The sequence below is a fragment of the Pseudomonas antarctica genome, from assembly GCF_900624995.1.
GTDB lineage: Bacteria > Pseudomonadota > Gammaproteobacteria > Pseudomonadales > Pseudomonadaceae > Aquipseudomonas > Aquipseudomonas antarctica.
Map to the genome: position 1 here is coordinate 1 of NZ_UYXQ01000008.1, position 22,736 is coordinate 22,736.

Annotated in this window: 25 protein-coding genes and 1 tRNA gene; 20 read left to right on the forward strand and 6 right to left on the reverse strand. The window is 60.3% G+C overall.

Annotated features, from left to right (window positions below):
• Window positions 1-180 precede the first annotated feature (180 nt).
• Window positions 181-257 (reverse strand) — tRNA-Arg (locus tag E0F99_RS07995).
• 206 nt (window positions 258-463) lie between these two features.
• Here E0F99_RS07995 and E0F99_RS08000 point away from each other — a divergent pair.
• From E0F99_RS08000 to E0F99_RS08050, 11 genes are all read left to right on the forward strand, one after another.
• Window positions 464-1,180, forward strand: a complete 717-nt coding sequence (locus E0F99_RS08000; RefSeq protein ID WP_083355839.1) for a Crp/Fnr family transcriptional regulator — start codon at window positions 464-466, stop codon at window positions 1,178-1,180.
• Between the two features lie 87 nt (window positions 1,181-1,267).
• On the forward strand, window positions 1,268-1,810 hold the full coding sequence (locus E0F99_RS08005; protein ID WP_173667102.1) for an RNA polymerase sigma factor: 543 nt from the start codon (window positions 1,268-1,270) through the stop codon (window positions 1,808-1,810).
• A gap of 103 nt (window positions 1,811-1,913) precedes the next feature.
• On the forward strand, window positions 1,914-2,141 hold the full coding sequence (locus E0F99_RS08010; protein ID WP_003187543.1) for a RebB family R body protein: 228 nt from the start codon (window positions 1,914-1,916) through the stop codon (window positions 2,139-2,141).
• Between the two features lie 18 nt (window positions 2,142-2,159).
• Entirely contained in the window at window positions 2,160-2,726 is a 567-nt protein-coding gene (locus tag E0F99_RS08015) for a hypothetical protein (RefSeq protein WP_083355837.1), read from the forward strand.
• A gap of 82 nt (window positions 2,727-2,808) precedes the next feature.
• Window positions 2,809-3,435: a hypothetical protein gene (locus E0F99_RS08020; RefSeq protein ID WP_083355836.1), complete on the forward strand. Its 627-nt coding sequence runs from the start codon at window positions 2,809-2,811 to the stop codon at window positions 3,433-3,435.
• 40 nt (window positions 3,436-3,475) lie between these two features.
• A complete protein-coding gene (locus tag E0F99_RS08025) occupies window positions 3,476-3,799 on the forward strand; it encodes a hypothetical protein (RefSeq protein WP_083355835.1) in 324 nt (107 codons plus the stop codon).
• Window positions 3,800-3,881: 82 nt separating this feature from the next.
• On the forward strand, window positions 3,882-4,196 hold the full coding sequence (locus tag E0F99_RS08030) for a RebB family R body protein (protein WP_083355834.1): 315 nt from the start codon (window positions 3,882-3,884) through the stop codon (window positions 4,194-4,196).
• 50 nt (window positions 4,197-4,246) lie between these two features.
• Window positions 4,247-4,561: a RebB family R body protein gene (locus E0F99_RS08035; RefSeq protein WP_078731054.1), complete on the forward strand. Its 315-nt coding sequence runs from the start codon at window positions 4,247-4,249 to the stop codon at window positions 4,559-4,561.
• 292 nt (window positions 4,562-4,853) lie between these two features.
• Window positions 4,854-6,296: an NADP-dependent succinate-semialdehyde dehydrogenase gene (gabD, locus tag E0F99_RS08040; protein ID WP_017136690.1), complete on the forward strand. Its 1,443-nt coding sequence runs from the start codon at window positions 4,854-4,856 to the stop codon at window positions 6,294-6,296.
• Window positions 6,297-6,478: 182 nt separating this feature from the next.
• Window positions 6,479-7,756 carry a 4-aminobutyrate--2-oxoglutarate transaminase gene (gene gabT, locus E0F99_RS08045; protein WP_083355833.1) on the forward strand — a complete coding sequence of 426 codons (1,278 nt, stop codon included), beginning with the start codon at window positions 6,479-6,481 and terminating at the stop codon, window positions 7,754-7,756.
• A gap of 138 nt (window positions 7,757-7,894) precedes the next feature.
• Entirely contained in the window at window positions 7,895-9,097 is a 1,203-nt protein-coding gene (locus E0F99_RS08050; protein WP_083355832.1) for an HDOD domain-containing protein, read from the forward strand.
• A gap of 122 nt (window positions 9,098-9,219) precedes the next feature.
• On the opposite strand, the gene E0F99_RS08060 is transcribed toward E0F99_RS08050, so the two are convergent.
• Both E0F99_RS08060 and desA read right to left on the reverse strand, forming a co-directional pair.
• The gene (locus E0F99_RS08060; protein ID WP_083355831.1) at window positions 9,220-10,221 is read right to left on the reverse strand and encodes a GGDEF domain-containing protein; all 1,002 of its coding nucleotides are present in this window, start codon (window positions 10,219-10,221) and stop codon (window positions 9,220-9,222) included.
• A 402-nt stretch (window positions 10,222-10,623) separates the two neighbouring features.
• Window positions 10,624-11,808 (reverse strand): delta-9 fatty acid desaturase DesA, encoded by a 1,185-nt coding sequence (gene desA / locus E0F99_RS08065; RefSeq protein WP_083355830.1) that lies wholly within the window; start codon window positions 11,806-11,808, stop codon window positions 10,624-10,626.
• 166 nt (window positions 11,809-11,974) lie between these two features.
• On the opposite strand from desA, the gene dibA reads away from it, so the two are divergent.
• The 6 genes from dibA to E0F99_RS08095 all read left to right on the forward strand — a co-directional run bounded on the left by dibA (window position 11,975) and on the right by E0F99_RS08095 (window position 18,344).
• Window positions 11,975-13,885 carry a phosphodiesterase DibA gene (dibA, locus tag E0F99_RS08070; RefSeq protein WP_083355829.1) on the forward strand — a complete coding sequence of 637 codons (1,911 nt, stop codon included), beginning with the start codon at window positions 11,975-11,977 and terminating at the stop codon, window positions 13,883-13,885.
• 320 nt (window positions 13,886-14,205) lie between these two features.
• Entirely contained in the window at window positions 14,206-14,388 is a 183-nt protein-coding gene (oscA, locus tag E0F99_RS08075; RefSeq protein WP_003170956.1) for a sulfur starvation response protein OscA, read from the forward strand.
• 74 nt (window positions 14,389-14,462) lie between these two features.
• Window positions 14,463-15,473, forward strand: coding sequence for a sulfate ABC transporter substrate-binding protein (locus E0F99_RS08080; RefSeq protein WP_083355828.1), 1,011 nt, complete (start codon window positions 14,463-14,465; stop codon window positions 15,471-15,473).
• Window positions 15,474-15,655: 182 nt separating this feature from the next.
• The gene (gene cysT, locus E0F99_RS08085; RefSeq protein WP_083355827.1) at window positions 15,656-16,474 is read left to right on the forward strand and encodes a sulfate ABC transporter permease subunit CysT; all 819 of its coding nucleotides are present in this window, start codon (window positions 15,656-15,658) and stop codon (window positions 16,472-16,474) included.
• Window positions 16,475-16,487: 13 nt separating this feature from the next.
• Window positions 16,488-17,360: a sulfate ABC transporter permease subunit CysW gene (gene cysW, locus E0F99_RS08090; RefSeq protein ID WP_083355826.1), complete on the forward strand. Its 873-nt coding sequence runs from the start codon at window positions 16,488-16,490 to the stop codon at window positions 17,358-17,360.
• A 3-nt stretch (window positions 17,361-17,363) separates the two neighbouring features.
• Window positions 17,364-18,344 carry a sulfate/molybdate ABC transporter ATP-binding protein gene (locus E0F99_RS08095; protein WP_083355825.1) on the forward strand — a complete coding sequence of 327 codons (981 nt, stop codon included), beginning with the start codon at window positions 17,364-17,366 and terminating at the stop codon, window positions 18,342-18,344.
• A gap of 109 nt (window positions 18,345-18,453) precedes the next feature.
• Here E0F99_RS08095 and E0F99_RS08100 read toward each other — a convergent pair whose 3' ends face one another.
• Window positions 18,454-18,981 (reverse strand): Mpo1 family 2-hydroxy fatty acid dioxygenase, encoded by a 528-nt coding sequence (locus E0F99_RS08100; protein ID WP_083355824.1) that lies wholly within the window; start codon window positions 18,979-18,981, stop codon window positions 18,454-18,456.
• Between the two features lie 83 nt (window positions 18,982-19,064).
• Between E0F99_RS08100 and E0F99_RS08105 the strand changes: the two genes are divergently transcribed.
• Together E0F99_RS08105 and E0F99_RS08110 are read left to right on the forward strand one after the other, a co-directional pair.
• Complete coding sequence (locus E0F99_RS08105; RefSeq protein ID WP_083355823.1) at window positions 19,065-19,751, forward strand: Crp/Fnr family transcriptional regulator; 687 nt, start codon at window positions 19,065-19,067, stop codon at window positions 19,749-19,751.
• A gap of 38 nt (window positions 19,752-19,789) precedes the next feature.
• Complete coding sequence (locus tag E0F99_RS08110) at window positions 19,790-20,155, forward strand: response regulator (protein ID WP_083355822.1); 366 nt, start codon at window positions 19,790-19,792, stop codon at window positions 20,153-20,155.
• 134 nt (window positions 20,156-20,289) lie between these two features.
• Here the strand turns inward: E0F99_RS08110 and E0F99_RS08115 are convergent, their stop codons facing one another.
• Entirely contained in the window at window positions 20,290-21,294 is a 1,005-nt protein-coding gene (locus E0F99_RS08115) for an AraC family transcriptional regulator (RefSeq protein ID WP_083355821.1), read from the reverse strand.
• Window positions 21,295-21,395: 101 nt separating this feature from the next.
• Here E0F99_RS08115 and E0F99_RS08120 point away from each other — a divergent pair, with 101 nt between their 5' ends.
• The gene (locus E0F99_RS08120) at window positions 21,396-22,469 is read left to right on the forward strand and encodes a fatty acid desaturase (protein WP_083355820.1); all 1,074 of its coding nucleotides are present in this window, start codon (window positions 21,396-21,398) and stop codon (window positions 22,467-22,469) included.
• A 3-nt stretch (window positions 22,470-22,472) separates the two neighbouring features.
• Here E0F99_RS08120 and E0F99_RS08125 read toward each other — a convergent pair whose 3' ends face one another.
• Entirely contained in the window at window positions 22,473-22,706 is a 234-nt protein-coding gene (locus tag E0F99_RS08125; protein ID WP_130908743.1) for a hypothetical protein, read from the reverse strand.
• Window positions 22,707-22,736 lie beyond the last annotated feature (30 nt).

Here is a 22,736-nt window from a genome sequence, read left to right on the forward strand (position 1 = left end):
TCTACTTGGTCGACAACCGACAATTTAAAAGTCAGCGTGTAATCGCGCTGACTACGTTTTGCGCCCGTATCCATTGCACCCTCCTGATAAGAAGCCAGAAGGTGTAAACCTTATTCAGGACGAGACAACACCCACAAAAAAGCCCCAGGCCTTTCGACCTGGGGCTTTTTCATCTGTGTCTGGTGCACCCGGCGGGATTCGAACCCACGACCCCTGCCTTCGGAGGGCAGTACTCTATCCAGCTGAGCTACGGATGCTTGTGCGGGCGACATCATACCCATGTCGGCCAGGTGCGTCCATTCTGGCGTTTTCGCTGACTATCGTAGGCTGTGTTACCAAAAAAGTGGCTATTTGCCAGGGCCTTTCACAACTCGCTGCACCGTACGTCCTTTTGTTTGCTTTGCTCTTGTGGCTTTAGCACCGCTGTCACGCCGCAATTCTCCTCCCCTGGCCAGGTGAACGCATGCATTCCAAAGGAACCGTGATGCTCGATCTCCCGCTGAAACAAACCCTGCTTGCCCGCTCCGATCTGTTTCGAGGTATGCCGGAGCCCCTCTTGCGCTACGTCGCCACCCATATGGTGGAGCGCACGTTGGAGGATCGTGAACTGCTCTATTTCAAGGACGACACGCTCGAGTTTTTTGCCCTGGTGGTGGAGGGCGGGATTTATTCGGTGGTGCACGGGCCGGATGGCCGGGAGCAGATCATCGGCTGTACGGGCGCCGGGCAGGTGGTGGGGGAGACAGCGTTGATCAAGGGCCATGGTCGCGAGTCTTCGACCTTCGCCAGCAGCCCGACTCGCTTGCTGCAACTAGGACGCCGACATTTTGCACGGCTATTTGAGGAGCCGGTGTTTCTGCGGCGTTTGTTGATGCTGATGATGATGCGTTTGCTCCATGCCATCGAGTTGCTGGAGTTGGTGTGCCTGCACCGGCTGGAGTCGCGGCTGGCGCGGTTCCTGTTGGCCAATGTGGGCGATATCGACCGGGCTCTTGCGATGCCCTGCGTGTCATTGCCCGGTAGTCAGGGGGTGTTGGCGTCTATGCTCAACACCAGTCGCCCTAAGCTCAATGTTCAACTGCAATTGTGGCGCCGCAGTGGCCTGATCAGCGGCAGTTTGGAACGGATGGTGATCAACGATCTCGAGCATTTGCGGCGCAAGGCATTTGCCTTGAATTAGTCGTGCCAGTGTTCCCCAGGTAACAGCGCGACCCTGTCGAGTCCTCGCAGACTGGCCCTTCATTCAGGATGCACAGGAGTGCTTGCGATGGGGGTGACTGTTCAGTTCAAGGATCAGTGGGGCGCGGATGACCGCTTGTTCGAAGCGAGTTGGCGTGCAGTCCAAGGCGAGCTTAAGCGCCGCGCCCTGCGGCGTGCCAAGGGCAATCAGGACCAAGGCCAGGAGTGGTTATCGGCTACGGCCATCAAAGCCCTGCTGTTTTTTCGGCGCTCGCCGGAACGCATTCGCGACCCTGAGGGGTTTCTGTTTCTGGTACTCGACCATGTGTTTCTCGACAGCCTACGGCGCAGCAAGCGCGAGGGGCGGCTGTTCGATCATTCGATCGATCTTGAGCACGATCACCTTGCCGTACTCGCCGCCCCCTGCGCTTCGGTGCTGGAGCGGGTGGAGTGTTATGAGCGCCTGGAGCATATCGAGGCGCATGTGGCGCAGTTACCGATCTTGCAGCAGCGTTTGTTTGAGATGCGTTTTGTCGACGACCTGCCTTACCCGCAAATCGCCGCCGAACTGCAGGTCAAGCTGCCTCTGGTGCGCAAGCGTGTGCAACTGCTGCGCAGTGCCTTGCGCTGAGTTGGATTCACAGAGGCTGGCGTGGGGCGTTCTAGTTGTATGAGCGCGTCACGCCGCCGCCATCCCCGCCCATGCCTGGGTGAATGCCATCAAGGAGAGATGTATGACAGAGGTCAACAGCCAGATCACCGACGCGGTAACCCAAACCAACGTCAAGGTGGTGGCGGAGGCGCCGGCCCAGGCCATTGCGTCGCTGTATCAGGTGGCCAGTAGCGCGGCGGGCCTGTCGTTGCAGAACGCGGTCAACAGCCAACAGGCGATGAACCAGATTTCCAATGCCGTGATCTCCAAGGCCGTGGCGCTGATCATGCAGATTGGCGAGAAGGGCTGAGGCCTGGGGAGATCCATTATGTCGTGGTTCAGCAGAAAGAAACCTGCCTCAGCACAAGCCGCCCCGGCCGCCGACCCTCCCGCACCTGCGGGCCCGGCACCGCGCTCCGTCATGGCGCGCATGAACGAGCATCTGCTCAACCAGGTGAGTACGCCGTCGGCCGACAGCACAGCGGCCCTCAACAGTCAGATTGTCCAGGCGGTGCAGTTCACCAATGCACAGAACTTCGCCTATGCACCGGCGCAGATTGCGGTGCCGGCCGACATGATGATCAGCCAGGCGGCGGGGCTGGTGGCTCAGGCGGCGGCGGGGTATTTCGACGGCGTCAGCAAGATCGCGCTGGCGGCCCAGGCCGTGCTGCTCCAGCAAATGACCGAGAACATCGTCAACAACAAATTGCCTGCCGCCGCCGAGGACGCACTGGGCGCGTTGGCCACCGACCTGCTGGTGGGCGCCGCTGCCGCTGTGGCCGCCGCCGCCGGTGCAATGGAAGCCGAAGCGGCCAGCGTGGCGATCGACAAGATTGACCAGAGCATCGCCAAGTACGCCGACACCTTGGCCAACCGGGCTGCGCCAGCGGCCTGAACCGAGCATAGCGCTCCAGCGTTCTTCTGGAGCGATGCAACAGCAACTTGAAAGCAACTTTTCTTAAGTGAGGAGCGACATCATGCAGCCTGGAGATATTATTTTTTCGGTGAAGCAAGAGGACGATAGCGCGACACGGGCGTTTATTCGCGCGGGCCAGTTGGTCAAGGCCAAGGTGTTTTCCCAGGACACGACGTACTTGAATGTGGTGCATCCGGCGATTGCGGTGAGCGACACCCTGGTGATTGAAAGCGTGGGTGAGGGGCTGTCGCTGACCGACCTCAGCATCGAAAAGCCGCCGCGCTCGGCAATGGTCTTTTCTTGCGTGAGCCGTGATATGGGCGAAGCGGCAGCCCTGGCGGCCAAGCAGTTCTATTTCGACAAGATCAGCGGCGATATCCGTGGCCGTTACAGCGTGTGGAACGCGATGATTTCTGCGTTCCGGCGTTGGACCTCCAACACCAGCCTCGTCGAACGCATCAACGAGTCGGTGGCGATTGGCAGCAGCTCGTTCTGTTCGCAGTTCGCGGCCAACTGCTATGAAGTGGGCAACCTCTATAACTCGGCCAACCTGTTGCCGCCACCGCCGGCTATTTTCGGCAACCAACCCAGCGCGATTACGCCTGCGGAGTTGGCGACGTTCTGTGATGCCTCGGCGTATTTCTACTTCGCGGGCTTCTGGCAGGACAACGTCGAGGTGCGGCTTTAGCGGCCCTTTCGCCGGCAACGTACTGCCCGAGGAGGTTGAAATGACGGCCCCAGCCAAACCGTCGGTGTTGTCCACCGCTGATCGCCAACGGCTCGAAGCGATGCTGCGCAACCCGCAGATCTTCGCCGGAACGCCACAAGCCATCGTCGATGAAACCCTCAAGCGCGCCACCCAAGTGCTTGAGCAGTCGAAGGCCAATGAGCAAGCGTTCAAAGCCGCCGCCGATCAGCGTGAGGCGGCGCTACGCCAAGTGTTGGACGGCGCGGCCCCGGACAAGGACGCGCAACGCAAGCAAGTGCAGGCACTGATCCAAGGCTTGATCACGCAGATTGAAGCGGCGTTGGGCCCTGCTGCGAAACCTTGAACCCGCATGTTTCACAGCGCTTGTTTGGCAACGTTCATTCATGAACACGGAATGCACCGTGTACTAAATAAGGAAATTGATCATGGCATTTGTTAACGAGCAAATCACCGACGCGGTCACCCAGACCAACGTCAAAGTGGTGGCCGAGTCGCCAGCGATGGCGATGAGCACCATTTACCAATCAATGGCGCAGGCCACGGCGATTCTGTTCCAGAACGCTGTGTCGGCCCAGCAGCAGCAAAACACCCTGGCCCAGGCGGCCACCAATCAGGGCGTGATGCAGATTTACAGTGTCGATACCACGGCCGGTGCCGCGGCTACCGAAAAAGTCGCCCAAGGCGGCGTGTCGGATAACCTCACCAGCCTGTTGACCGTGCTCAAGTCTTTTCAGGCTTAAGCACTGAGCGATAACGGATGTTGTTCTTTCTCAACCCAGGAGTTCCAACCATGAGCACAGTCAGCCCGCAAATCACCGATGCCGTCACCCAAACCAACGTCAAGGTCGTGGCCGAGTCGCCTGCGATGGCGATGAGCACCATTTACCAATCCATGGGTCAGGCCACGGCGATCCTGTTCCAGAACTCGGTCTCGGCCCAGCAGCAGCAAAACACCCTGGCGCAGGCCGCTACCAACCAGGGCGTGATGCAGATCTACAGCGTCGACACCACCGCTGGCGCCGCCGCCACCGAAAAAGTCGCCCAGGGCGGCGTGGCCGACAACCTGACCAGTCTGTTGACGATCCTCAAATCGTTCCAATCTTAAGTCGCGACCGCAGCCCTCAACACCCCCGTCGCCCGCAAGGCGAAGGGGGTGTTGTCGTTTGATCTGAAAGATGGGTCAAATGCGCCGTTTTCGTTCTTTTTTTCGAACAGACTATTGCCCTGTACCCCCATTGATCCTAGGATTCGTTTGAGATTTCAAACGCTCTGTCTCCCGTGCGCTCTTTCACTTTCTCCGCGCGCTGGGGCTGATTTCCCTGACGGCAGCCCACAAGGCGCCTTTCAACAACTCTAATTCGCTCCGCGTGCGCGCGGTGCTGTTAAGGAAAGCCGACATGCAGCTCAAAGATACCCAGTTGTTCCGCCAGCAAGCCTTTATCGATGGCGCTTGGGTGGATGCGGACAACGGTCAAACCATCAAGGTTAACAACCCCGCCACGGGCGAAATTCTCGGTACCGTGCCGAAGATGGGCGCGGCTGAAACCCGCCGCGCCATCGAAGCCGCCGACAAGGCCCTGCCGGCCTGGCGTGCACTCACCGCCAAGGACCGCGCCAACAAGCTGCGCCGCTGGTTCGAGCTGATCATCGAGAACCAGGACGACCTGGCTCGCCTGATGACCTTGGAACAAGGCAAGCCGCTGGCCGAAGCCAAAGGCGAAATCGTTTACGCCGCCTCGTTTATCGAGTGGTTCGCCGAAGAAGCCAAGCGCGTCTACGGTGATGTGATTCCCGGCCACCAGCCGGACAAGCGTCTGATCGTGATCAAGCAGCCAATCGGCGTTACCGCCGCCATCACGCCGTGGAACTTCCCGGCCGCCATGATCACCCGCAAAGCCGGCCCGGCCCTGGCCGCCGGTTGCACCATGGTGCTCAAGCCAGCGTCGCAAACCCCGTTCTCGGCGTTCGCCCTGGCTGAACTGGCGCAGCGTGCCGGCATCCCTAAAGGCGTGTTCAGCGTGGTCTCCGGCAGCGCTGGCGATATCGGCAGCGAGCTGACCAGCAACCCGATCGTGCGTAAATTGTCCTTCACCGGCTCCACCGAAATCGGTCGCCAGTTGATGGCCGAATGCGCCAAGGACATCAAGAAAGTCTCCCTGGAGCTGGGCGGCAACGCGCCGTTTATCGTGTTCGACGATGCGGACCTGGATAAGGCCGTCGAAGGCGCGATCATTTCCAAATACCGTAACAACGGCCAGACCTGCGTCTGCGCCAACCGTCTGTACATCCAGGATTCGGTGTACGACGCCTTCGCCGAGAAACTCAAAGTGGCCGTGGCCAAACTCAAGATCGGCAACGGTCTGGAAGAAGGCACCACCACCGGCCCGCTGATCGACGAAAAAGCTGTGGCCAAGGTTCAGGAGCACATCGCTGATGCCCTGAGCAAAGGCGCCAAGCTGTTGGCCGGTGGCAAGGTCATGGAAGGTAACTTCTTTGAGCCGACCATCCTGGTCAACGTGCCGAAAGACGCTGCGGTGGCCAAGGAAGAAACCTTCGGCCCACTGGCGCCGCTGTTCCGCTTCAAAGACGAAGCCGAAGTGATCGCCATGTCCAACGACACCGAGTTCGGCCTGGCTTCCTACTTTTACGCCCGCGACCTGGGCCGTGTGTTCCGTGTGGCTGAAGCCCTGGAATACGGCATGGTTGGCGTCAACACCGGGTTGATCTCCAATGAAGTGGCGCCGTTCGGCGGCATCAAGGCCTCGGGCCTGGGCCGTGAGGGCTCCAAGTACGGGATCGAGGATTACCTGGAAATCAAATACCTCTGCCTGGGCATCTAAGCCAGGCGTGAGAATGCACTAAACGCAGAGGGCACGAGAGCGCTGTCCCTTTGCGTGTTTCAAACCGTTATTCGTAGTGGCCGGGAAAGCTGTGGCAGTCGATCATCGCATGCTGCCGTAGTTGCCTCCCCGCCACGTATTCCTTGGACCACGCCACCCGATGAGTGGCGAATGAGGACTTTATGAGCAAGACCAACGCATCCCTGATGAAACGCCGCGAAGCTGCTGTACCACGCGGTGTTGGCCAGATTCACCCAATCTTCGCCGAGTCGGCAAAGAACGCCACCGTGACCGACGTTGAAGGTCGCGAGTTCATCGACTTCGCCGGCGGTATCGCCGTGCTGAACACCGGCCACGTGCACCCGAAAATCATCGCCGCCGTGACCGCGCAGTTGAACAAGCTGACTCACACCTGCTTTCAGGTCCTGGCCTACGAGCCGTACGTGGAGCTGTGCGAGAAAATCAACGCCAAGGTCCCAGGTGATTTCGCCAAGAAAACCCTGCTGGTCACCACCGGTTCCGAAGCCGTCGAAAACGCCGTGAAAATCGCCCGCGCCGCCACTGGCCGTGCCGGTGTGATCGCCTTCACCGGCGCCTACCACGGCCGCACCATGATGACCCTGGGCCTCACCGGCAAAGTCGTGCCTTACTCGGCGGGCATGGGCCTGATGCCAGGCGGCGTGTTCCGTGCGCTGTTCCCGAATGAACTGCACGGTGTGAGCGACGACGATTCGATCGCCAGCATCGAACGCATCTTTAAGAACGATGCCGAGCCGCGTGATATCGCTGCCATCATCATCGAGCCGGTGCAGGGCGAAGGCGGTTTCTACGTCGCGCCAAAATCCTTCATGAAGCGCTTGCGCGAATTGTGCGACAAGCACGGCATCCTGCTGATCGCCGACGAAGTACAAACCGGCGCTGGCCGTACCGGTACTTTCTTCGCCATGGAACAGATGGGCGTTGCCGCCGACCTGACCACCTTCGCCAAATCCATCGCTGGCGGCTTCCCGTTGGCCGGTGTGTGCGGCAAGGCTGAGTACATGGACGCCATTGCGCCGGGCGGCCTGGGTGGCACTTATGCGGGTAGCCCGATCGCTTGCGCGGCGGCGCTGGCGGTGATGGAAGTGTTCGAAGAAGAACACCTGCTGGACCGCTGCAAAGCGGTCGGCGAGCGCTTGGTGACCGGCCTGAAAGCCATTCAGGCCAAGTACCCGGTGATCGGCGAAGTGCGTGCCTTGGGCGCCATGATCGCGGTCGAGCTGTTCGAAGGTGGCGACAAGCACAAGCCGAACGCCGCTGCCGTCGCCGCCGTGGTGGCCAAGGCGCGTGACAAGGGCTTGATCTTGCTGTCCTGCGGCACCTACGGCAACGTGTTGCGCGTACTGGTCCCGCTGACCTCGCCGGACGAGCAGTTGGACAAAGGCCTGGCGATCATCGAAGAGTGCTTCTGCGAGCTGTAAGCGGATTGACGTGATCGACAGAAAAAACCCGCTTCGGCGGGTTTTTTTTGTGCCCGATGCAGCACATTCAGGCTGTGTTCATTGTACGCAGGCGGCTTGATTGTCTAAGGTGCAAGCATTGCCGATGGAGCGTGCTGGATGACTGCTGTTGATTTACCGGCTGTACCCCGAGTGTTGATTGCGGAAGCGGACCCTTGGTCGCGGGACCTGCTCAAGCAAGTGTTATTGAATGTGCGCTGCGACGCACGGCTGGATGTGTGTGCTGATGGCCAGCAAGCAGCCACGCTGTTGCGAGAAAAAACCTACGACCTCATCCTCGCGGACTGGGAACTGCCGGGCGTCGATGGCCTGAGCTTGCTGCGCAGCGTGCGCCAGCAGCGCCGTTCACTGCCGTTTATTCTGCTGAGCAGTCGCAATGATGCCGCCAGCGTGCGCGAAGCCTTGCCCCTGGCGCCTACGGCGTACCTGACCAAACCGCTGAACATGGAAGGCCTGACCCAGCGCCTGCAAGACTTGCTGCTTAACGAAGGCGAAAGCGTGTATTGCGAAATTCCGCCGCTGGCGCCCGGCATGACCTTGCCGGTGTTTCTGGAGCGGCGCCGCGAAGCCTCTGACGGCGCGCCGTTGCGCGTCGATGTGAAAGCCGCCGTGCAACACAGCCTGGAGCCGGATGGCTTGGACCTCAAGCGCCTGGAAGACCAGGTGCGCACGGACCCACAAATTACCGCTGTCCTGATCGCCGCTGCCAACAGCGCCGGTCATCACGGCACCCCGGTGCAAACGCTGTCGGCCGCACTGGACACACTCGCGGCCGGGCAGAGCATGAACCTGATTTTGGGCCTGGCCCTCAAGCACAACGTGGTGCTGGGCGACCCGGCGCTGCTGGCCTATGCCGAGCGCCACTGGCAACTGTCCCAGGACACTGCCGACTACGCCCGCCGCCTGGCGCGTATGCTCGAGCTGGACCACGAGCGCTGCTACAGCGCCGGCATCCTGCATCGGCTCGGTGATTTGGCGTTGTTGCGTTGCCTGGAAGACTGGCGCCAGGGCGGCGGAGCGCTGGATGACGAAGCGATCGGTGAGTCTCTCGATGCGTTTGGTGCCGCCTATGGTTCGGCATTGCGCACGCGGTGGCGCTTGCCGTTGGAGCTGCGCCAGTTGATTGCGGCGATCTATTCACTCGAAGGTGGGGTGTATTCACGCGAGTCGCTGGTGATGAACCTGGCAGCGCAAATGGCGCGACTGACCGAGCACGAAGGGCTTGAGGCGCTGGCGAGGAGCAAGACTGCGCGGTTGTTGAGGGTTGGGTTGTCGGAGCTGACCCGATTGCGCAAAAACTAGCTGGCAACGAGGATCAAGTGTGGGAGCGGGCTTGCTCGCGAATACGGTTTGCCAGTCGCCGAAAATATTGACTGATCCACCGCATTCGCGAGCAAGGCCGCTCCCACATTTTTGACCGAGTTCTAACTCGCTATGACGCGGTTCTTGCCTTGACGCTTAGCCTCATACATGGCCGCATCAGCCCGTGCGAACAGGCTATCGAGCGTCGAATCTTCTTCGCGCAGGCTGGCCAGGCCTTGGCTGACGGTCACGTTGAATGGCCGGCCTTCATAGCTAAAACTCAGCGCCTGGATTTCCTTGCCCAACCGCTCGGCCACCTGCAATGCCATGTGCGGCGCACAACCGGGCAGTATCGCGGCGAACTCTTCGCCGCCAATGCGCCCAAACAGGTCGCCACGGCGCAATACACCGCGACCGCTCTCGGCGATACGCCGTAACACCTGATCGCCCTCCAGATGGCCGTAGGTGTCGTTGACGTCCTTGAAGTCATCGATGTCGAGCAATAGGAATGCCAGCGGCACACCCTGGGCGCAAGCGCTGTCAAAGGCCTGGTTGGCGCATTCGAAAAAGTGCCTGCGGTTGCTGCTTTGGGTCAGTACGTCGGTGGTGGCGAGGCGATGCAGCTCCAACGCCATCTGTTTCTTTTCGGTGATGTCTTCGGCCATGCCGACCACGATCACTGGCTTACCGGGCTCGACCTGATGATTGATATAGCACTTGTCGCTGAGCCAGCGAATCTGCCCATCAGCGGTGATGATGCGGTACTCGCGGTCCTCCACGGCGCCTTGCTCCAGCACACGGGCGAGGCTGTATTGAGCGTAGTCGAGGTCTTCGGGGTGAATGCTGTTGCGCCATTCACGATGGTCGGCTAACAGCAACCCCGCCGAACGGCCAAACACTCGCTCGTAGGCCGGGCTCACATACAGCACGCGACGCGTTTCCCAATCGATAGCCCACAGCACGGCGTTCACGCTGACCAGCAGTGAACTGAGCAGTTGCTCGCGCTTACTCAGCCGCTCGACTTCACCTTGGGCGTGCATGAGCGCCAACAGGGTTGCTGCCGCAGCTGGGCGGGTCGGCTCAGCAAGGGGGGCGTCGGGCAAGTAGGGCTTTTCGTGGACCATCGGTACAACTCTCTCTGGGCGCGCCGCAGGATGGAGCAGCGGTCACTACAAGGGGTCACCATGATGGCGAAGTGTTCTTTGAGAGAGGGTAAATGCGGTGAAGTTCCGTGAACGGGCTGACTAAGAAATGGCGTCAGAAACCGGTGGCAAGCCGATTGCTCTGGCGAGTTGGCGGGTGGTAGAGAGCAAGCTTGATGGGGCGAGCGAGCTTCTGTGGCGAGCGGGCTTGCTCGGCGTTGGGGCGCGAAGCGGCCCTTAAACCTGACACTGCGGTTTGTCATGAAGAGTGCGCTGGCCTTATTGGGGCTGCTTCGCAGCCCAACGCGGGGCAGGCCCGCTCGTCATAACAAGCCGATTGCAATAACAGGCCCGCTCACTGCGAGCGGGCTCGTGAATACCCGGTCAGACTGCTGCTGGGCGCAGCGAATAGGTCTTCAGTTGGTGGGCAAAATCACGCAGGGACTGGATGCCGCTGGCTTCAGCCTCGTGCACCCATTCTTTTATCGCCGCCAGCATGTCGTGGCCATTGGAACTGGTCTTCAGCCAGATCTGCTGCAACGCCAGACGCTTCTCATAGATCACCGTGAGCGCGTGGCTGTGTTCCAGCATGCTCTGGATACGCACGTGATGGCGGTCGTCCAGCAAGCTGGTTTCTCGCGACAGCAGGCGCTTGGCACGATGGAACTGGTGGCGCACCGAATGATCGACCTTCCCCAGCTCCTGCTTGACCAGCGGGCCGATCACCAACTTGCGGTATTGGGCCATGATCTGGAAGCGGTTGTTGAGGATCGCCATGGCAGTGTCCATGTCCAGATGCCCTTTGCCTTCGACACGGTGTGCGATAGGCGCTACACGCTGCACTTTAGCCAGGCGCAGGAAGCTGAACACTTTGATCCACGCCCAGCCCAGGTCGAACTCCCACTTTTTCACCGACAGCTTGGCCGAGTTAGGGTAGGTGTGGTGGTTGTTGTGCAGCTCCTCGCCGCCAACGATGATGCCCCACGGCACCAGGTTGGTGGCCGCGTCACGGCATTCGAAGTTGCGATAGCCTACGGCATGCCCCAGGCCGTTGATCACGCCGGCGGCCCAGAACGGAATCCACATCATCTGAATCGCCCAGATGGTGATGCCGATGGTGCCGAACAGCAGCAGGTCGATGACGCCCATGATTGCCACGCCCAACAGCGGGTAGGGCGTGTAGATCTTGCGTTCGATCCAGTCGTCCGGGCAGTTCTTGCCGTAGATGCGCAGCGTCTCGGGGTTTTCGGCCTCGGCGCGGTACAGCTCGGCACCTTTGCGCAATACGGTGGACAGGCCTTTGATGACCGGGCTGTGCGGGTCGTCGACGGTTTCACATTTGGCGTGGTGTTTGCGGTGGATGGCGGTCCACTCGCGGGTGTTCTGCGCCGTGGTCAGCCACAGCCAGAAGCGGAAGAAGTGTTTCAGGCCGGCATTGAGCTCCAGGGAGCGATGGGCTGAATAGCGGTGCAGATAAACCGTGACCCCAACGATGGTCACGTGGGTCATCAACAGAGTGACTGCCACCAGTTGCCAGGCTGACAGGTCAAGAAAACCGTTGTACCACATAGGCTGTATGGCCCTCAGATAAAGTAAAAAACAGCTCACGCATTATCACTAAGCCTACAGAGAAAACCAGCCGCCCTTTCAGATAGGAGTGACTGGATGTTTCTTATTCTATAATCCGCAGCCTTTGTAGGGCGATTTTGTTTTTTTGGTAAGGATTACTGACCATATGCTGTTTTCATACCGAGGTGCCCTGCGTGTGGGGCTGGTATACCTGCTGGTTTCCATTGCGTGGCTTCAGCTCAGCCATCATCTATTGATCGACTTTCTCGATGACCCTTGGGAGTTGGGGCACTGGCTGGAGGTGCGTGGCTATGTGTGGGTGAGCCTCAGTGCGTTGACTATTTATCTGATTTGCGCCCGTTTTGCCGGCGCTCACCCGTTGCAGCAACCGCTGAAAGAAAACCGCGAGCGCCTGCGCCAGGCCGCTGCCGTGTTCGATTGCACCCGCGAAGGCGTGCTGGTCACTGACACCCAAGGGTTGATCGTGCACGTCAACCGAGCGTTTATCGAGATCACCGGCTATAACCTCGAAGACGTCATGGGCGAGCGGCCGAGCCTGTTCAAGTCCGGGCGCCATTCGTCGAGCTTTTACCAGAAGATGTTCCAGGCCCTCGAGTGCACGGGCGAATGGAGCGGCGAAATCTGGAACCGGCGCAAAAGCGGTGAAATTTACCCACAGTGGCAAACCATCCGCGTTGTCCACGACGACCAGGGCAAGGTCAGCCATTACGTCGCAGTGTTTTCCGATATCAGCGCGATCAAGGACTCCGAGCACGAGTTGGCGCACCTCGCCCATCATGACCCACTTACCGACTTGCCCAACCGCTTGCTGTTCACTGACCGCGCCGAGCAGGCGCTGGCCTCGGCGCAAGTGCACAAACGCGGCTGTGCCTTGCTATTGCTGGACCTGGACCACTTCAAGATTATCAATGACAGCCTTGGTCATAACGTCGGCGACCAATTGCTCAAGGCCGTGGGCGAGCGACTTAAGGGGCTGTTCGGCCCCGGTGTGACCCTGGCGCGCCTCGGTGGGGACGAGTTCGCGGTGCTGGCGGAAAGTTGTCCACAGGTGGTACAGGCCGCTGCCTTGGCCCAGCGCATACTCGAGGCGATGAAGCAGCCGCTCATCTTTGACGGCCATCAACTGTTTATCAGCGCCAGCATCGGCATCAGCCTGTTCCCCAGCGATGCCCTGAGTGCCCAGCAGTTGCTGCGCAATGCCGACTCCGCGCTGTTCAAGGCCAAGAGCGCCGGCCGCGAAAGCTACGCCTTGTACACCGAAGAGCTGACGGCCCACGCGCAGAATCGCGTGGAAATCGCCAGCGAGCTGCGTCGCGCCCTCGATCAGCAGGAGTTGCGGGTCTACTACCAGCCCGTGCACGACCTGCATGGCAGCCGCTTGATAGGCGTCGAAGCGCTGGTGCGTTGGCAACACCCGGAGCGGGGTCTGGTGCCACCGAGTGATTTCATTCCCATCGCCGAGCGTACCGGCCTGATTGCCGACATCGACGCCTGGGTGATGGACCAGGCCTGCCGCCAGATGTGCCAATGGCTGACGGATGGCGCGCCGTTGAGCTTTATTGCGGTGAACGTTTCCAGTCGCCTGTTCGCCCGGCGCGAGCTGTACGAGCAAGTCGCCCAAGTGCTGCACGCCACCGGCCTCGATCCGGCGTTCCTTGAGCTGGAAGTCACCGAAAGCGCGGTGATGGATGACCCGGAAGTTGCCCTTGAGCAGTTGCACCGCCTGCGCGAACTGGGCTTGCGTCTGGCCATCGACGACTTTGGCACCGGCTATTCCTCGCTGCTGCGCCTCAAGCGCCTGCCGGTGCAGAAACTCAAGATCGACCAGGGCTTTGTCGCCGGGTTGCCGTGGGATGAAGACGACGCGGCGATAGTGCGCGTGGTGATCGCCCTGGCCAAAAGCATGGGCATGCAGGTGCATGCCGAAGGGATTGAGCAAGTGGAGCAGGCGCGGTTCTTGTTGGAGCAGGAGTGCGATATGGGGCAGGGGTATTGGTTTGGGCGCCCGATGCCTGCAAGTGAAATTGATTGGGAGCGCGCGCCTGCCATTCAATAGTCGACGCGTTTTCAATCTGAAATACAGTCAAATGTGGGAGCGGGCTTGCTCGCGAATGCGCAGTGTCAGTCACTGCATCTGTGGCTGACCCACCTCATTTGCGAGCAAGCCCGCTTCCACATTTGGATCTCAACACGGCTTATTTTCCGTGTCGAGCGCGCGAAAACCTGCGCAACCCCACGTCCTGCCAGAAAATTCTTTCTGGTTATATAAACATTCTTAAATAGTCTTTTTAAGAATATCCGCGCTTATCTACTATCGCCCTCATGCCGCAAGCAGTGCCGCCACTGCGAGGCACTATTCATTTCAGGAGCGAGACCATGAGCGCATCTCTACGTAGCGTCGACGGCCAGGACGAAGCAGCCATTTTGCGTGAGATCCAGAGCGCCTTGCGCGATTTGCGGTTTGGCGCGGTGGAAATCACTGTGCATAACGCTCAAGTCGTACAGATCGAACGCAAGGAAAAATTCCGTTTGCAGAACCCGGGTAACAAACCGAGCTGAGCAACAACGGCGATTCGCATGCTAGACCCGCAACTATAAGAAAAAGCCAACACCCAGAATTTCAGGAGCCTTCTATGTCGCCGATTCGCCGTTACGCGCTGGCCGCACTGGCCAGTGCCGTGTTTGCCGGTTCCGCTGTTGCCAAGGACTACGAGTTGCTCAACGTCTCGTACGACCCTACCCGTGAGCTGTACCAGGACTACAACGCTGAGTTCACCAGCTTCTGGAAGAAAGAGCACCCGGGTGACAACGTCAAGATTCAGCAATCCCACGGTGGTTCGGGCAAACAAGGCCGCGCGGTAATCGACGGCCTGCGCGCCGACGTCGTGACCCTGGCCCTGGCCGGTGACATCGACGAAATCGCCAAACTGGGCAAGACCCTGCCGCAGAGCTGGCAAACTCGCCTGCCGGACGCCAGCACCCCGTACACCTCGACCATCGTGTTTCTGGTGCGCAAGGGCAACCCTAAAGGCATCAAGGATTGGGGCGACCTGATCAAAAAAGACGTTTCCGTCATCACCCCCAACCCGAAAACCTCCGGCGGTGCGCGCTGGAACTTCCTCGCCGCCTGGGCCTACGGCCTCAAAGCCGGTGGCAGCGAAGCCAAGGCTCAGGAATACGTGAAAGCACTGTTCAAGCACGTGCCGATTCTCGACACCGGCGCTCGCGGTTCGACCATCACGTTCGTCAACAACGGTCAGGGTGACGTGTTGCTGGCCTGGGAAAACGAGGCCTTCCTGGCGCTGAAAGAAGACGGCGGTGCCGACAAGTTCGACATCGTCGTGCCGTCCCTGTCGATCCTCGCGGAACCGCCGGTGGCCGTGATCGACAAGAACGCCGAGAAAAAGGGCAACACCGAGATCGCCACTGAGTACCTCAAGCACCTGTACAGCCCGGCTGGTCAGGAGATCGCGGCGAAGAACTTCTACCGCCCACGCGATGAGAAAGTCGCCGCCAAGTACGCCCAGCAGTTCCCGAAGCTGGACTTGGTGACTATCGACAAAGACTTCGGCGGCTGGAAAACTGCCCAGCCGAAATTCTTCAATGACGGTGGCGTGTTCGACCAGATTTACTCGGCGCAGTAAGCCAAAGTACCTGTAGGCGCCTGATTTTCTGTAGGCGCTGGCTTGCCTGCGATAGCATCACCGCGGTGTGACTGATACACCAAGGTGCCTGCATCGCGGGCAAGCCCGGCTCCCACAGAAAAGCCGGCCCCCACAGAAAGCGCGCTCCTACCGTGGTTTCTACCTTTTAACCAAGGACTCTTATGTCGCGTCGTATTTCCCCCGTCATACCCGGCTTCGGGCTGACGCTGGGCTACACCGTGGTGTACCTCAGCCTGATCGTACTCATCCCGCTGGCGGCGATGTTTGTACACGCCGCTCAACTCACGTGGGATCAGTTCTGGGCCATTATTTGCGCACCACGCGTGCTGGCGGCGTTGAAACTGAGTTTCAGCACCGCGTTGTACGCCGCGCTGATCAACGGCGTGATCGGCACGCTGCTGGCCTGGGTGCTGGTGCGCTACACCTTCCCCGGCCGCAAGATCATCGATGCGATGATCGACCTGCCCTTTGCGCTGCCCACTGCGGTTGCCGGTATTGCGCTGACCGCGTTGTACACGCCGACCGGCCTGGTCGGCCAGTTCGCCGCTGACCTGGGCTTCAAAATCGCCTACAGCCCGTTGGGTATCACCCTGGCGCTGACGTTCGTCACGCTGCCCTTCGTGGTGCGCACGGTGCAGCCGGTGCTGGCCGATATCCCCCGGGAAATCGAAGAAGCCGCCGCCTGCCTGGGTGCCAAGCCGTTGCAGGTGTTCCGCTACATCCTCGTGCCTGCCTTGCTGCCCGCTTGGCTGACCGGCTTCGCGCTGGCCTTTGCCCGTGGCGTGGGGGAGTACGGGTCGGTGATTTTCATCGCCGGCAATATGCCGATGAAAACCGAGATCCTGCCGCTGCTGATCATGGTCAAGCTCGACCAATACGACTACCGCGGTGCCACCTCTATTGGCGTGTTGATGCTGGTGGTTTCCTTTGTCTTGCTGCTGCTGATCAACTTGTTGCAGCGGCGCATCGAACGTCCATAAGGAGGCGCGGAACATGTCCCAATCGTCTATTTGCGCTGCGTCCTCGGCCAACGCTGCCCGTCGTGGCAGCGCGGTGTCCCGGCGCATCCTGATCAGCCTGGGCTGGCTGGTGTTTTTCCTGTTCCTGCTGCTGCCGCTGTTTATCGTGGTGTCCCAGGGCTTGAAGAATGGGCTCGGCGCGTTCTTCACCGCGATCCTGGAGCCCGATGCATTGTCGGCGTTGAAACTCACGGTCATCGCCGTGGCGATTTCGGTGCCGCTCAACGTGGTGTTCGGCGTCAGCGCCGCGTGGTGCGTGAGCAAGTACTCGTTCCGTGGCAAGAGCATCCTGGTCACGCTGATCGACTTGCCGTTCTCGGTATCGCCGGTGATCGCGGGTTTGGTCTATGTGCTGATGTTCGGCGCCCAGGGTTTCTTCGGCCCATGGCTGCAAGACCACGACATCCAGATCGTGTTCGCCTTGCCCGGCATCGTACTGGCAACCATCTTCGTCACCGTGCCATTCGTGGCCCGTGAGCTGATCCCGCTGATGCAGGAGCAGGGCACCCAGGAAGAAGAGGCCGCGCGCCTGCTCGGTGCCAATGGCTGGCAGATGTTCTGGCACGTGACCGTGCCGAATATCAAATGGGGCCTGATCTACGGCGTGGTGCTGTGCACCGCACGGGCCATGGGTGAGTTCGGCGCGGTGTCGGTGGTGTCAGGCCACATTCGTGGCGTGACCAACACCCTGCCGCTGCACGTCGAGATCCTCTACAACGAATACAACCACGTTGCCGCGTTTGCTGTTGCGAGCCTGTTGCTGATCCTGGCGCTCTTCATCCTGCTGCTCAAGCAGTGGAGCGAGAACCGTATCAACCGCCTGCGCAAAAGCGCCGGTGAGGAATAAGTCATGTCGATTGAAGTCCGTAATGTCAGCAAGAATTTCAACGCCTTCAAGGCCCTGAACAGCATCAACCTGGACATCCAGGGGGGCGAGCTGGTGGCGTTGCTGGGCCCGTCCGGGTGCGGCAAGACCACTTTGCTGCGCATCATCGCCGGCCTGGAAACCCCGGATGACGGCAGCATCGTGTTCCACGGTGAAGACGTGTCCGGCCACGACGTGCGCGATCGCAATGTCGGCTTTGTGTTCCAGCACTACGCGTTGTTCCGCCATATGACCGTGTTCGACAACGTCGCCTTCGGCCTGCGCATGAAACCGAAAAAACAGCGCCCGAACGAGAGCCAGATCGCGGCCAAGGTGCATGAGTTGCTGAACATGGTGCAGCTTGATTGGCTGTCGGATCGCTACCCGGAGCAACTCTCCGGCGGCCAGCGCCAGCGTATTGCCCTGGCCCGTGCCCTGGCGGTAGAACCCAAAGTGCTGCTGCTGGACGAACCCTTCGGCGCTCTCGACGCCAAGGTGCGTAAAGAGCTGCGCCGCTGGCTGGCGCGCCTGCACGAAGACATCAACCTGACCTCGGTGTTCGTGACCCACGACCAGGAAGAAGCCATGGAGGTTGCCGACCGTATCGTGGTGATGAACAAGGGCGTGATCGAGCAGATCGGCTCACCGGGCGACGTCTACGAAAACCCGGCCAGCGATTTTGTGTACCACTTCTTGGGTGACTCCAACCGCCTGCATTTGGGCGAGGACAAGCACGTGCTGTTCCGCCCGCATGAAGTGTCGCTGTCGCGCCATGAACTGGAAGATCACCACGCCGCTGAAGTGCGTGATATTCGCCCACTCGGCGCAACGACGCGGGTGACTTTAAAGGTCGAAGGCCAAAGTGAACTGATCGAAGCTGAAGTGGTGAAAGACCACGACAGCCTGACCGGCCTGGCCCGTGGCGAGACCCTGTTCTTCAAACCCAAGGTCTGGCAAAAAGCCTAAGCACACCGCAACACCCAATGTGGGAGCGGGCTTGCTCGCGAAAGCGCAGTGTCAGTCGATGTATTTATCAACTGGCAGACTGCATTCGCGAGCAAGCCCGCTCCCACATTCAGACCTTGCTCGGCTTCAGATCACGGCGTTCCACCGGCCCCGACCGCGCTTCGATCTGCGCCTTGAGATCACCCCGCAACCCCACCAGAAACGCCAACTCCGCCACCACAAACAGCGGCCCCACGATCAGTCCCGACACGTCATCCACGAACGCTGGCTTCCTGCCCTCGTAATAGTGCCCGACAAACTGAATCACCCAGCCCACCACAAACATGCCGATACCGCTGCCGAGCCATACCGCCGTGCTCTGCGCCGCCAACACGTGCCCGGCCCATACCGATAAGCCCATCAGCAGCGTCATCAGTACCCCCAGCGCCAACTCCAGGCGCAGGTAAAACCACGCCGAAAACAGCGCGACAATCACCGCCGGAGATATCCACAGGCTGCCGGCTGCCCATTCAGGCCGTGAAAGCAGCACCGCCACGGCGACGACGATTAAGGGGATGCCGATAAAGTGGCTGGCGATATTGCGTGGGTCGCGGTGGTAGGCGGCGTATTGACTGAGGTGGTCGACGAGGCTTTTCATTGTTGTTCCTCCTGTAGGATGCTTGATCATGCCCTGTCAGCCTGTGACTGACTGTCAGCTGGGCGACAATCTTCGGAGTTCTCATGGACGCAGAGCAGTGGCACTCACGGCTAGCCGCCGGTCATTGGTTCAGTCAGCTACCTGCCTCTTTTCAGCATAGCCTGCTGGCCCACGCCCGGCAGCGCCAACTGGCGGCGGGGCAATACCTGTTCAAACGTGGCGACCCGCCCTGTGGTTTGTATGCGGTGCTCGAGGGCACGCTGCGTATCAGTGCGGTGAATGAACACGGCAAGGAAGCGCTATTGAGCCTGGTGGAGTTGCCCTACTGGTTCGGCGAAATTTGCCTGTTCGACGGCCTGCCGCGTACCCACGACGCCTGCGCCGTGGGGCCGTGCACGCTGTTGCAGGTGCCGCAGCAGGCGTTGCTGAGAGTCCTCGATGAAACCCCGCAGTACTGGCGCGACCTGGCCTTGTTGATGAGCCAGAAACTGCGCCTGAGCTTCATCAATATCGAACACCTGAGCCTGATGCCGGCCTCGGTGCGGCTGGCCCATCGTCTGTTAATGATCGTTGAAGGCTACGGCGATACCGAGCACTCGAAACGTGTGCTGCAGCTGCCCCAGGAAGACCTGGCGGCGATGTTGAGCCTGTCGCGCCAGACCACCAACGCCTTGCTCAAGGAGCTGCAAGCCGAGGGCATCGTGCGCCTGGGGTACGGCGAGATCGAAATTATTGATGCCCAGCGACTGCGAGAGGCGGCGCGCACCTGAGGGTGTTAGCCTGCAAGCCTGATTAATCGAGGTGTGTTATGCGCGTGCTGTTAGTGGAACACGAATCCGAAGAGGCACAGCGGATGGCCCAGGGCTTGAGCGAGGCCGGCTACAGCGTTGAAGTCGCGGCCAATGGCATGGCGGCGTTGCGTTTTGTGGAGAGCGCCGAGTACGACCTGGTCATCCTTGATGTGATGCTGCCGGGGTTGAATGCCTGGAAGTTGCAGCAGGCTATTCGCTTGAAGGGCGAGACGCCGGTGTTGTTCCTGACCACGCCGGGCGGGATTGAAGACCGGCTGCGCGGTCTGGAATTGCATGAGGATGATTATTTGCTCAAGCCGTTTGATGCCAAGGCGTTGGTTGCGCGGGCGAGGAAATTATTGCGTCGGGATCGTGGGCGCTGATTGCCCCGGGATTTGCATTAACTGCACCACCGCTTTCGCGAGCAAGCCCGCTCCCGCAGTTTGGTCTGTGAACACCGTTAAATGTGGGAGGGGGCTTGCTCGCGAAGCGGCCCTAAGACTCACCGCACCTCTCCCTACCGCAACCCATCGCGAAACTGCCCCGGCGTCATCCCCGTCCAGCGCTTGAACGCGCGATTGAAACTGCTGGTATCGGCAAACCCGAGCAAATGGCTGATCTCGGCCAACGAACACTGCAGGTCTCGCAGGTGCAGCAGTGCAAGATTCTCCCGGCATTCATTGAGCAACGCATCAAACCGGCACCCTTCATCGGCCAGATGCCGTTGCAAGCTGCGCAAACTCAAGTGCAGCGCCTGGGCAATTCGCTCGGCACTCGGCTCACCTTCCGGTAATTGCACCTCGATGGCTGCGCGCACCTTGCGTTCCCAGGTCAGCGGTTGTAACTGGGCGAGGGTGCGTTTGAGCACGGTTTCATTGTGTTCGGCCAACTCCGGGTTGGCGTCATCCAAGTGGCTGTCGAAGTCGTGCGCGGCAAACTCCAGGCGGTCTTCTTCGGCGCCAAAGAACACCGGCGCGCGAAAGACCTTGTGCCAGGGCCTGGGATCAATGGGTTGCGGGCGCCGCAAATAAACGGCCAGCGGCGCGTACTCACGGCCCAGCCGATTTCGGCACGTGCGCACATAGATCGCTGCAAACGCATCAATCGCTTCCAGCGCCGGCGCCGGGCTGCCTGGCGGTTGCAGCAGGCGAGAGCGATAGCGTTCGCCCTCTCGGCTAAGCTCCAGCGTCAGGGCATCACTGACCACCTGGTGATAGCGCACGATTCGCTCAAACACCTCGCGCAAGCTGCCGCTGGCCACCAGCGCATAACCCAGGGCATGAAAGGTGGTGGGGCTGACAAAACGCGACACCCGTAACCCGATGGCCGGGTCACCGCTGGCTTGCACCGCCAGCGCCCACAGCCGTGTGGTGGCCGACAGCGGGTAGCGTGCGTTGGGGTCGTCCATGTGCTGAGGGTCGAGCCCGGCCTGGGCGCACAGCGCGGCACTGTCGAGGCCAAGGGCGTCGAGTTGCTTGCGCAGGGCGCGGGTCCAGCTGGCGAGGGAGGTGGGTTCGGTCATGACGATTGGCGCTTGCGGTCAACAGGTTGGCGTCCGGAGCTAGCGTCCTGCGAGATCGCTTGGGGCAGGATGGGCGCATCAATAGACAAGAGGATGGAAGCATGGACGGTACTTGTGCAAGTCCCCAGCAGATGAACGCGCAACAGCGTTCAGCGCATATCCGCGAAGTGGTCCTCGGCGAAGGGGTCAGATTACGCCAGCAGCACCCGTGGCTGCTGCATCAGGACGCGCTGGGTGCGGGCATTCTGGCGTTTGCATTGGTCGGCATGCTCGGCTCTGCAGCGCTGTACATCACCGGCCACATGGCGTGGTGGGTGTGCCTGCTGCTCAATGCCTTCTTCGCCTCGCTGACCCATGAGCTGGAACACGACCTGATCCACAGCATGTACTTTCGCAAGCAACGCGTGCCGCACAACCTGATGATGGGCCTGGTGTGGCTGGCGCGGCCGAGCACGATCAACCCGTGGATACGCCGGCACCTGCACCTCAACCACCACAAGGTGTCGGGCACCGAGACCGATATGGAAGAGCGTGCTATCACCAATGGCGAGCCGTGGGGCATCGCGCGCTTGCTGATGGTGGGTGACAACCTCATGTCGGCGTTCATCCGCATGCTGCGCGCCAAGACCTGGAAGCACAAACTCAGCATCCTCAAGCGCTCGCTGCTGGTCTATGCACCACTGGCGCTGCTGCATTGGGGCGCGTGGTATGTGTTCCTGGGCTTTCATGCCGCCAATGGCATTGCCAGCCTGATAGGCACACCGATCGGGTGGTCAGCCGGTACCTTGCAGATGATGGAGGTGATCAATATCGGCGCCGTGGTGATCATCGGCCCCAACGTGCTGCGCACCTTTTGCCTGCACTTTGTCAGCTCCAACATGCACTACTACGGCGATGTGGAACTGGGCAATGTGATCCAGCAAACCCAGGTGCTCAACCCTTGGTGGATGTGGCCGCTGCAGGCGTTCTGCTGCAACTTCGGCAGCACCCATGGCATCCACCATTTTGTGGTGAAGGAGCCGTTTTACATCCGCCAGATGACCGCCAAGGTCGCGCACCCAGTGATGGCCGAAATGGGCGTGCGCTTCAATGATTTTGGGACGTTCGCCCGGGCCAATCGCTTTGAGCGCGGGGAGCAAGCGCAGCCTCAAGTGAAACAGGCTGCTCCGGTGTGACGGTTACTCTCCGGTCATCAGCAAGCAGGCTTGGGCTTTGCAGCCTTTGGCGTAAGTAAAGGTTACAAATCGGATTGCCGCGTCAGGGGTTTTAGTGGCAATCGTCAGGAGGCGTTTTTTGGGGTCTTCGACCTGCAGGCTGGCTCCCGGCAGGACGACTGTTATCCATTTGCCCTGAATAATATCCCGCGGGGTGTTGTTCACTACCTCGATGAACGTGCGTTCGACCGGGGCCACATCGGCAGGTGTCAACCTTCGGCAGGCGGT

Bases quoted from the DNA above. Each gene is read 5' to 3' on its own strand.
- E0F99_RS08000 (WP_083355839.1), top strand. From the start codon at position 464: ATGCATTCCAAAGGAACCGTGATGCTCGATCTCCCGCTGAAACAAACC.
- E0F99_RS08005 (WP_173667102.1), top strand. From the start codon at position 1,268: ATGGGGGTGACTGTTCAGTTCAAGGATCAGTGGGGCGCGGATGACCGC.
- E0F99_RS08010 (WP_003187543.1), top strand. From the start codon at position 1,914: ATGACAGAGGTCAACAGCCAGATCACCGACGCGGTAACCCAAACCAAC.
- E0F99_RS08015 (WP_083355837.1), top strand. From the start codon at position 2,160: ATGTCGTGGTTCAGCAGAAAGAAACCTGCCTCAGCACAAGCCGCCCCG.
- E0F99_RS08020 (WP_083355836.1), top strand. From the start codon at position 2,809: ATGCAGCCTGGAGATATTATTTTTTCGGTGAAGCAAGAGGACGATAGC.
- E0F99_RS08025 (WP_083355835.1), top strand. From the start codon at position 3,476: ATGACGGCCCCAGCCAAACCGTCGGTGTTGTCCACCGCTGATCGCCAA.
- E0F99_RS08030 (WP_083355834.1), top strand. From the start codon at position 3,882: ATGGCATTTGTTAACGAGCAAATCACCGACGCGGTCACCCAGACCAAC.
- E0F99_RS08035 (WP_078731054.1), top strand. From the start codon at position 4,247: ATGAGCACAGTCAGCCCGCAAATCACCGATGCCGTCACCCAAACCAAC.
- gabD (WP_017136690.1), top strand. From the start codon at position 4,854: ATGCAGCTCAAAGATACCCAGTTGTTCCGCCAGCAAGCCTTTATCGAT.
- gabT (WP_083355833.1), top strand. From the start codon at position 6,479: ATGAGCAAGACCAACGCATCCCTGATGAAACGCCGCGAAGCTGCTGTA.
- E0F99_RS08050 (WP_083355832.1), top strand. From the start codon at position 7,895: ATGACTGCTGTTGATTTACCGGCTGTACCCCGAGTGTTGATTGCGGAA.
- E0F99_RS08060 (WP_083355831.1), bottom strand. From the start codon at position 10,221: ATGGTCCACGAAAAGCCCTACTTGCCCGACGCCCCCCTTGCTGAGCCG.
- desA (WP_083355830.1), bottom strand. From the start codon at position 11,808: ATGTGGTACAACGGTTTTCTTGACCTGTCAGCCTGGCAACTGGTGGCA.
- dibA (WP_083355829.1), top strand. From the start codon at position 11,975: ATGCTGTTTTCATACCGAGGTGCCCTGCGTGTGGGGCTGGTATACCTG.
- oscA (WP_003170956.1), top strand. From the start codon at position 14,206: ATGAGCGCATCTCTACGTAGCGTCGACGGCCAGGACGAAGCAGCCATT.
- E0F99_RS08080 (WP_083355828.1), top strand. From the start codon at position 14,463: ATGTCGCCGATTCGCCGTTACGCGCTGGCCGCACTGGCCAGTGCCGTG.
- cysT (WP_083355827.1), top strand. From the start codon at position 15,656: ATGTCGCGTCGTATTTCCCCCGTCATACCCGGCTTCGGGCTGACGCTG.
- cysW (WP_083355826.1), top strand. From the start codon at position 16,488: ATGTCCCAATCGTCTATTTGCGCTGCGTCCTCGGCCAACGCTGCCCGT.
- E0F99_RS08095 (WP_083355825.1), top strand. From the start codon at position 17,364: ATGTCGATTGAAGTCCGTAATGTCAGCAAGAATTTCAACGCCTTCAAG.
- E0F99_RS08100 (WP_083355824.1), bottom strand. From the start codon at position 18,981: ATGAAAAGCCTCGTCGACCACCTCAGTCAATACGCCGCCTACCACCGC.
- E0F99_RS08105 (WP_083355823.1), top strand. From the start codon at position 19,065: ATGGACGCAGAGCAGTGGCACTCACGGCTAGCCGCCGGTCATTGGTTC.
- E0F99_RS08110 (WP_083355822.1), top strand. From the start codon at position 19,790: ATGCGCGTGCTGTTAGTGGAACACGAATCCGAAGAGGCACAGCGGATG.
- E0F99_RS08115 (WP_083355821.1), bottom strand. From the start codon at position 21,294: ATGACCGAACCCACCTCCCTCGCCAGCTGGACCCGCGCCCTGCGCAAG.
- E0F99_RS08120 (WP_083355820.1), top strand. From the start codon at position 21,396: ATGGACGGTACTTGTGCAAGTCCCCAGCAGATGAACGCGCAACAGCGT.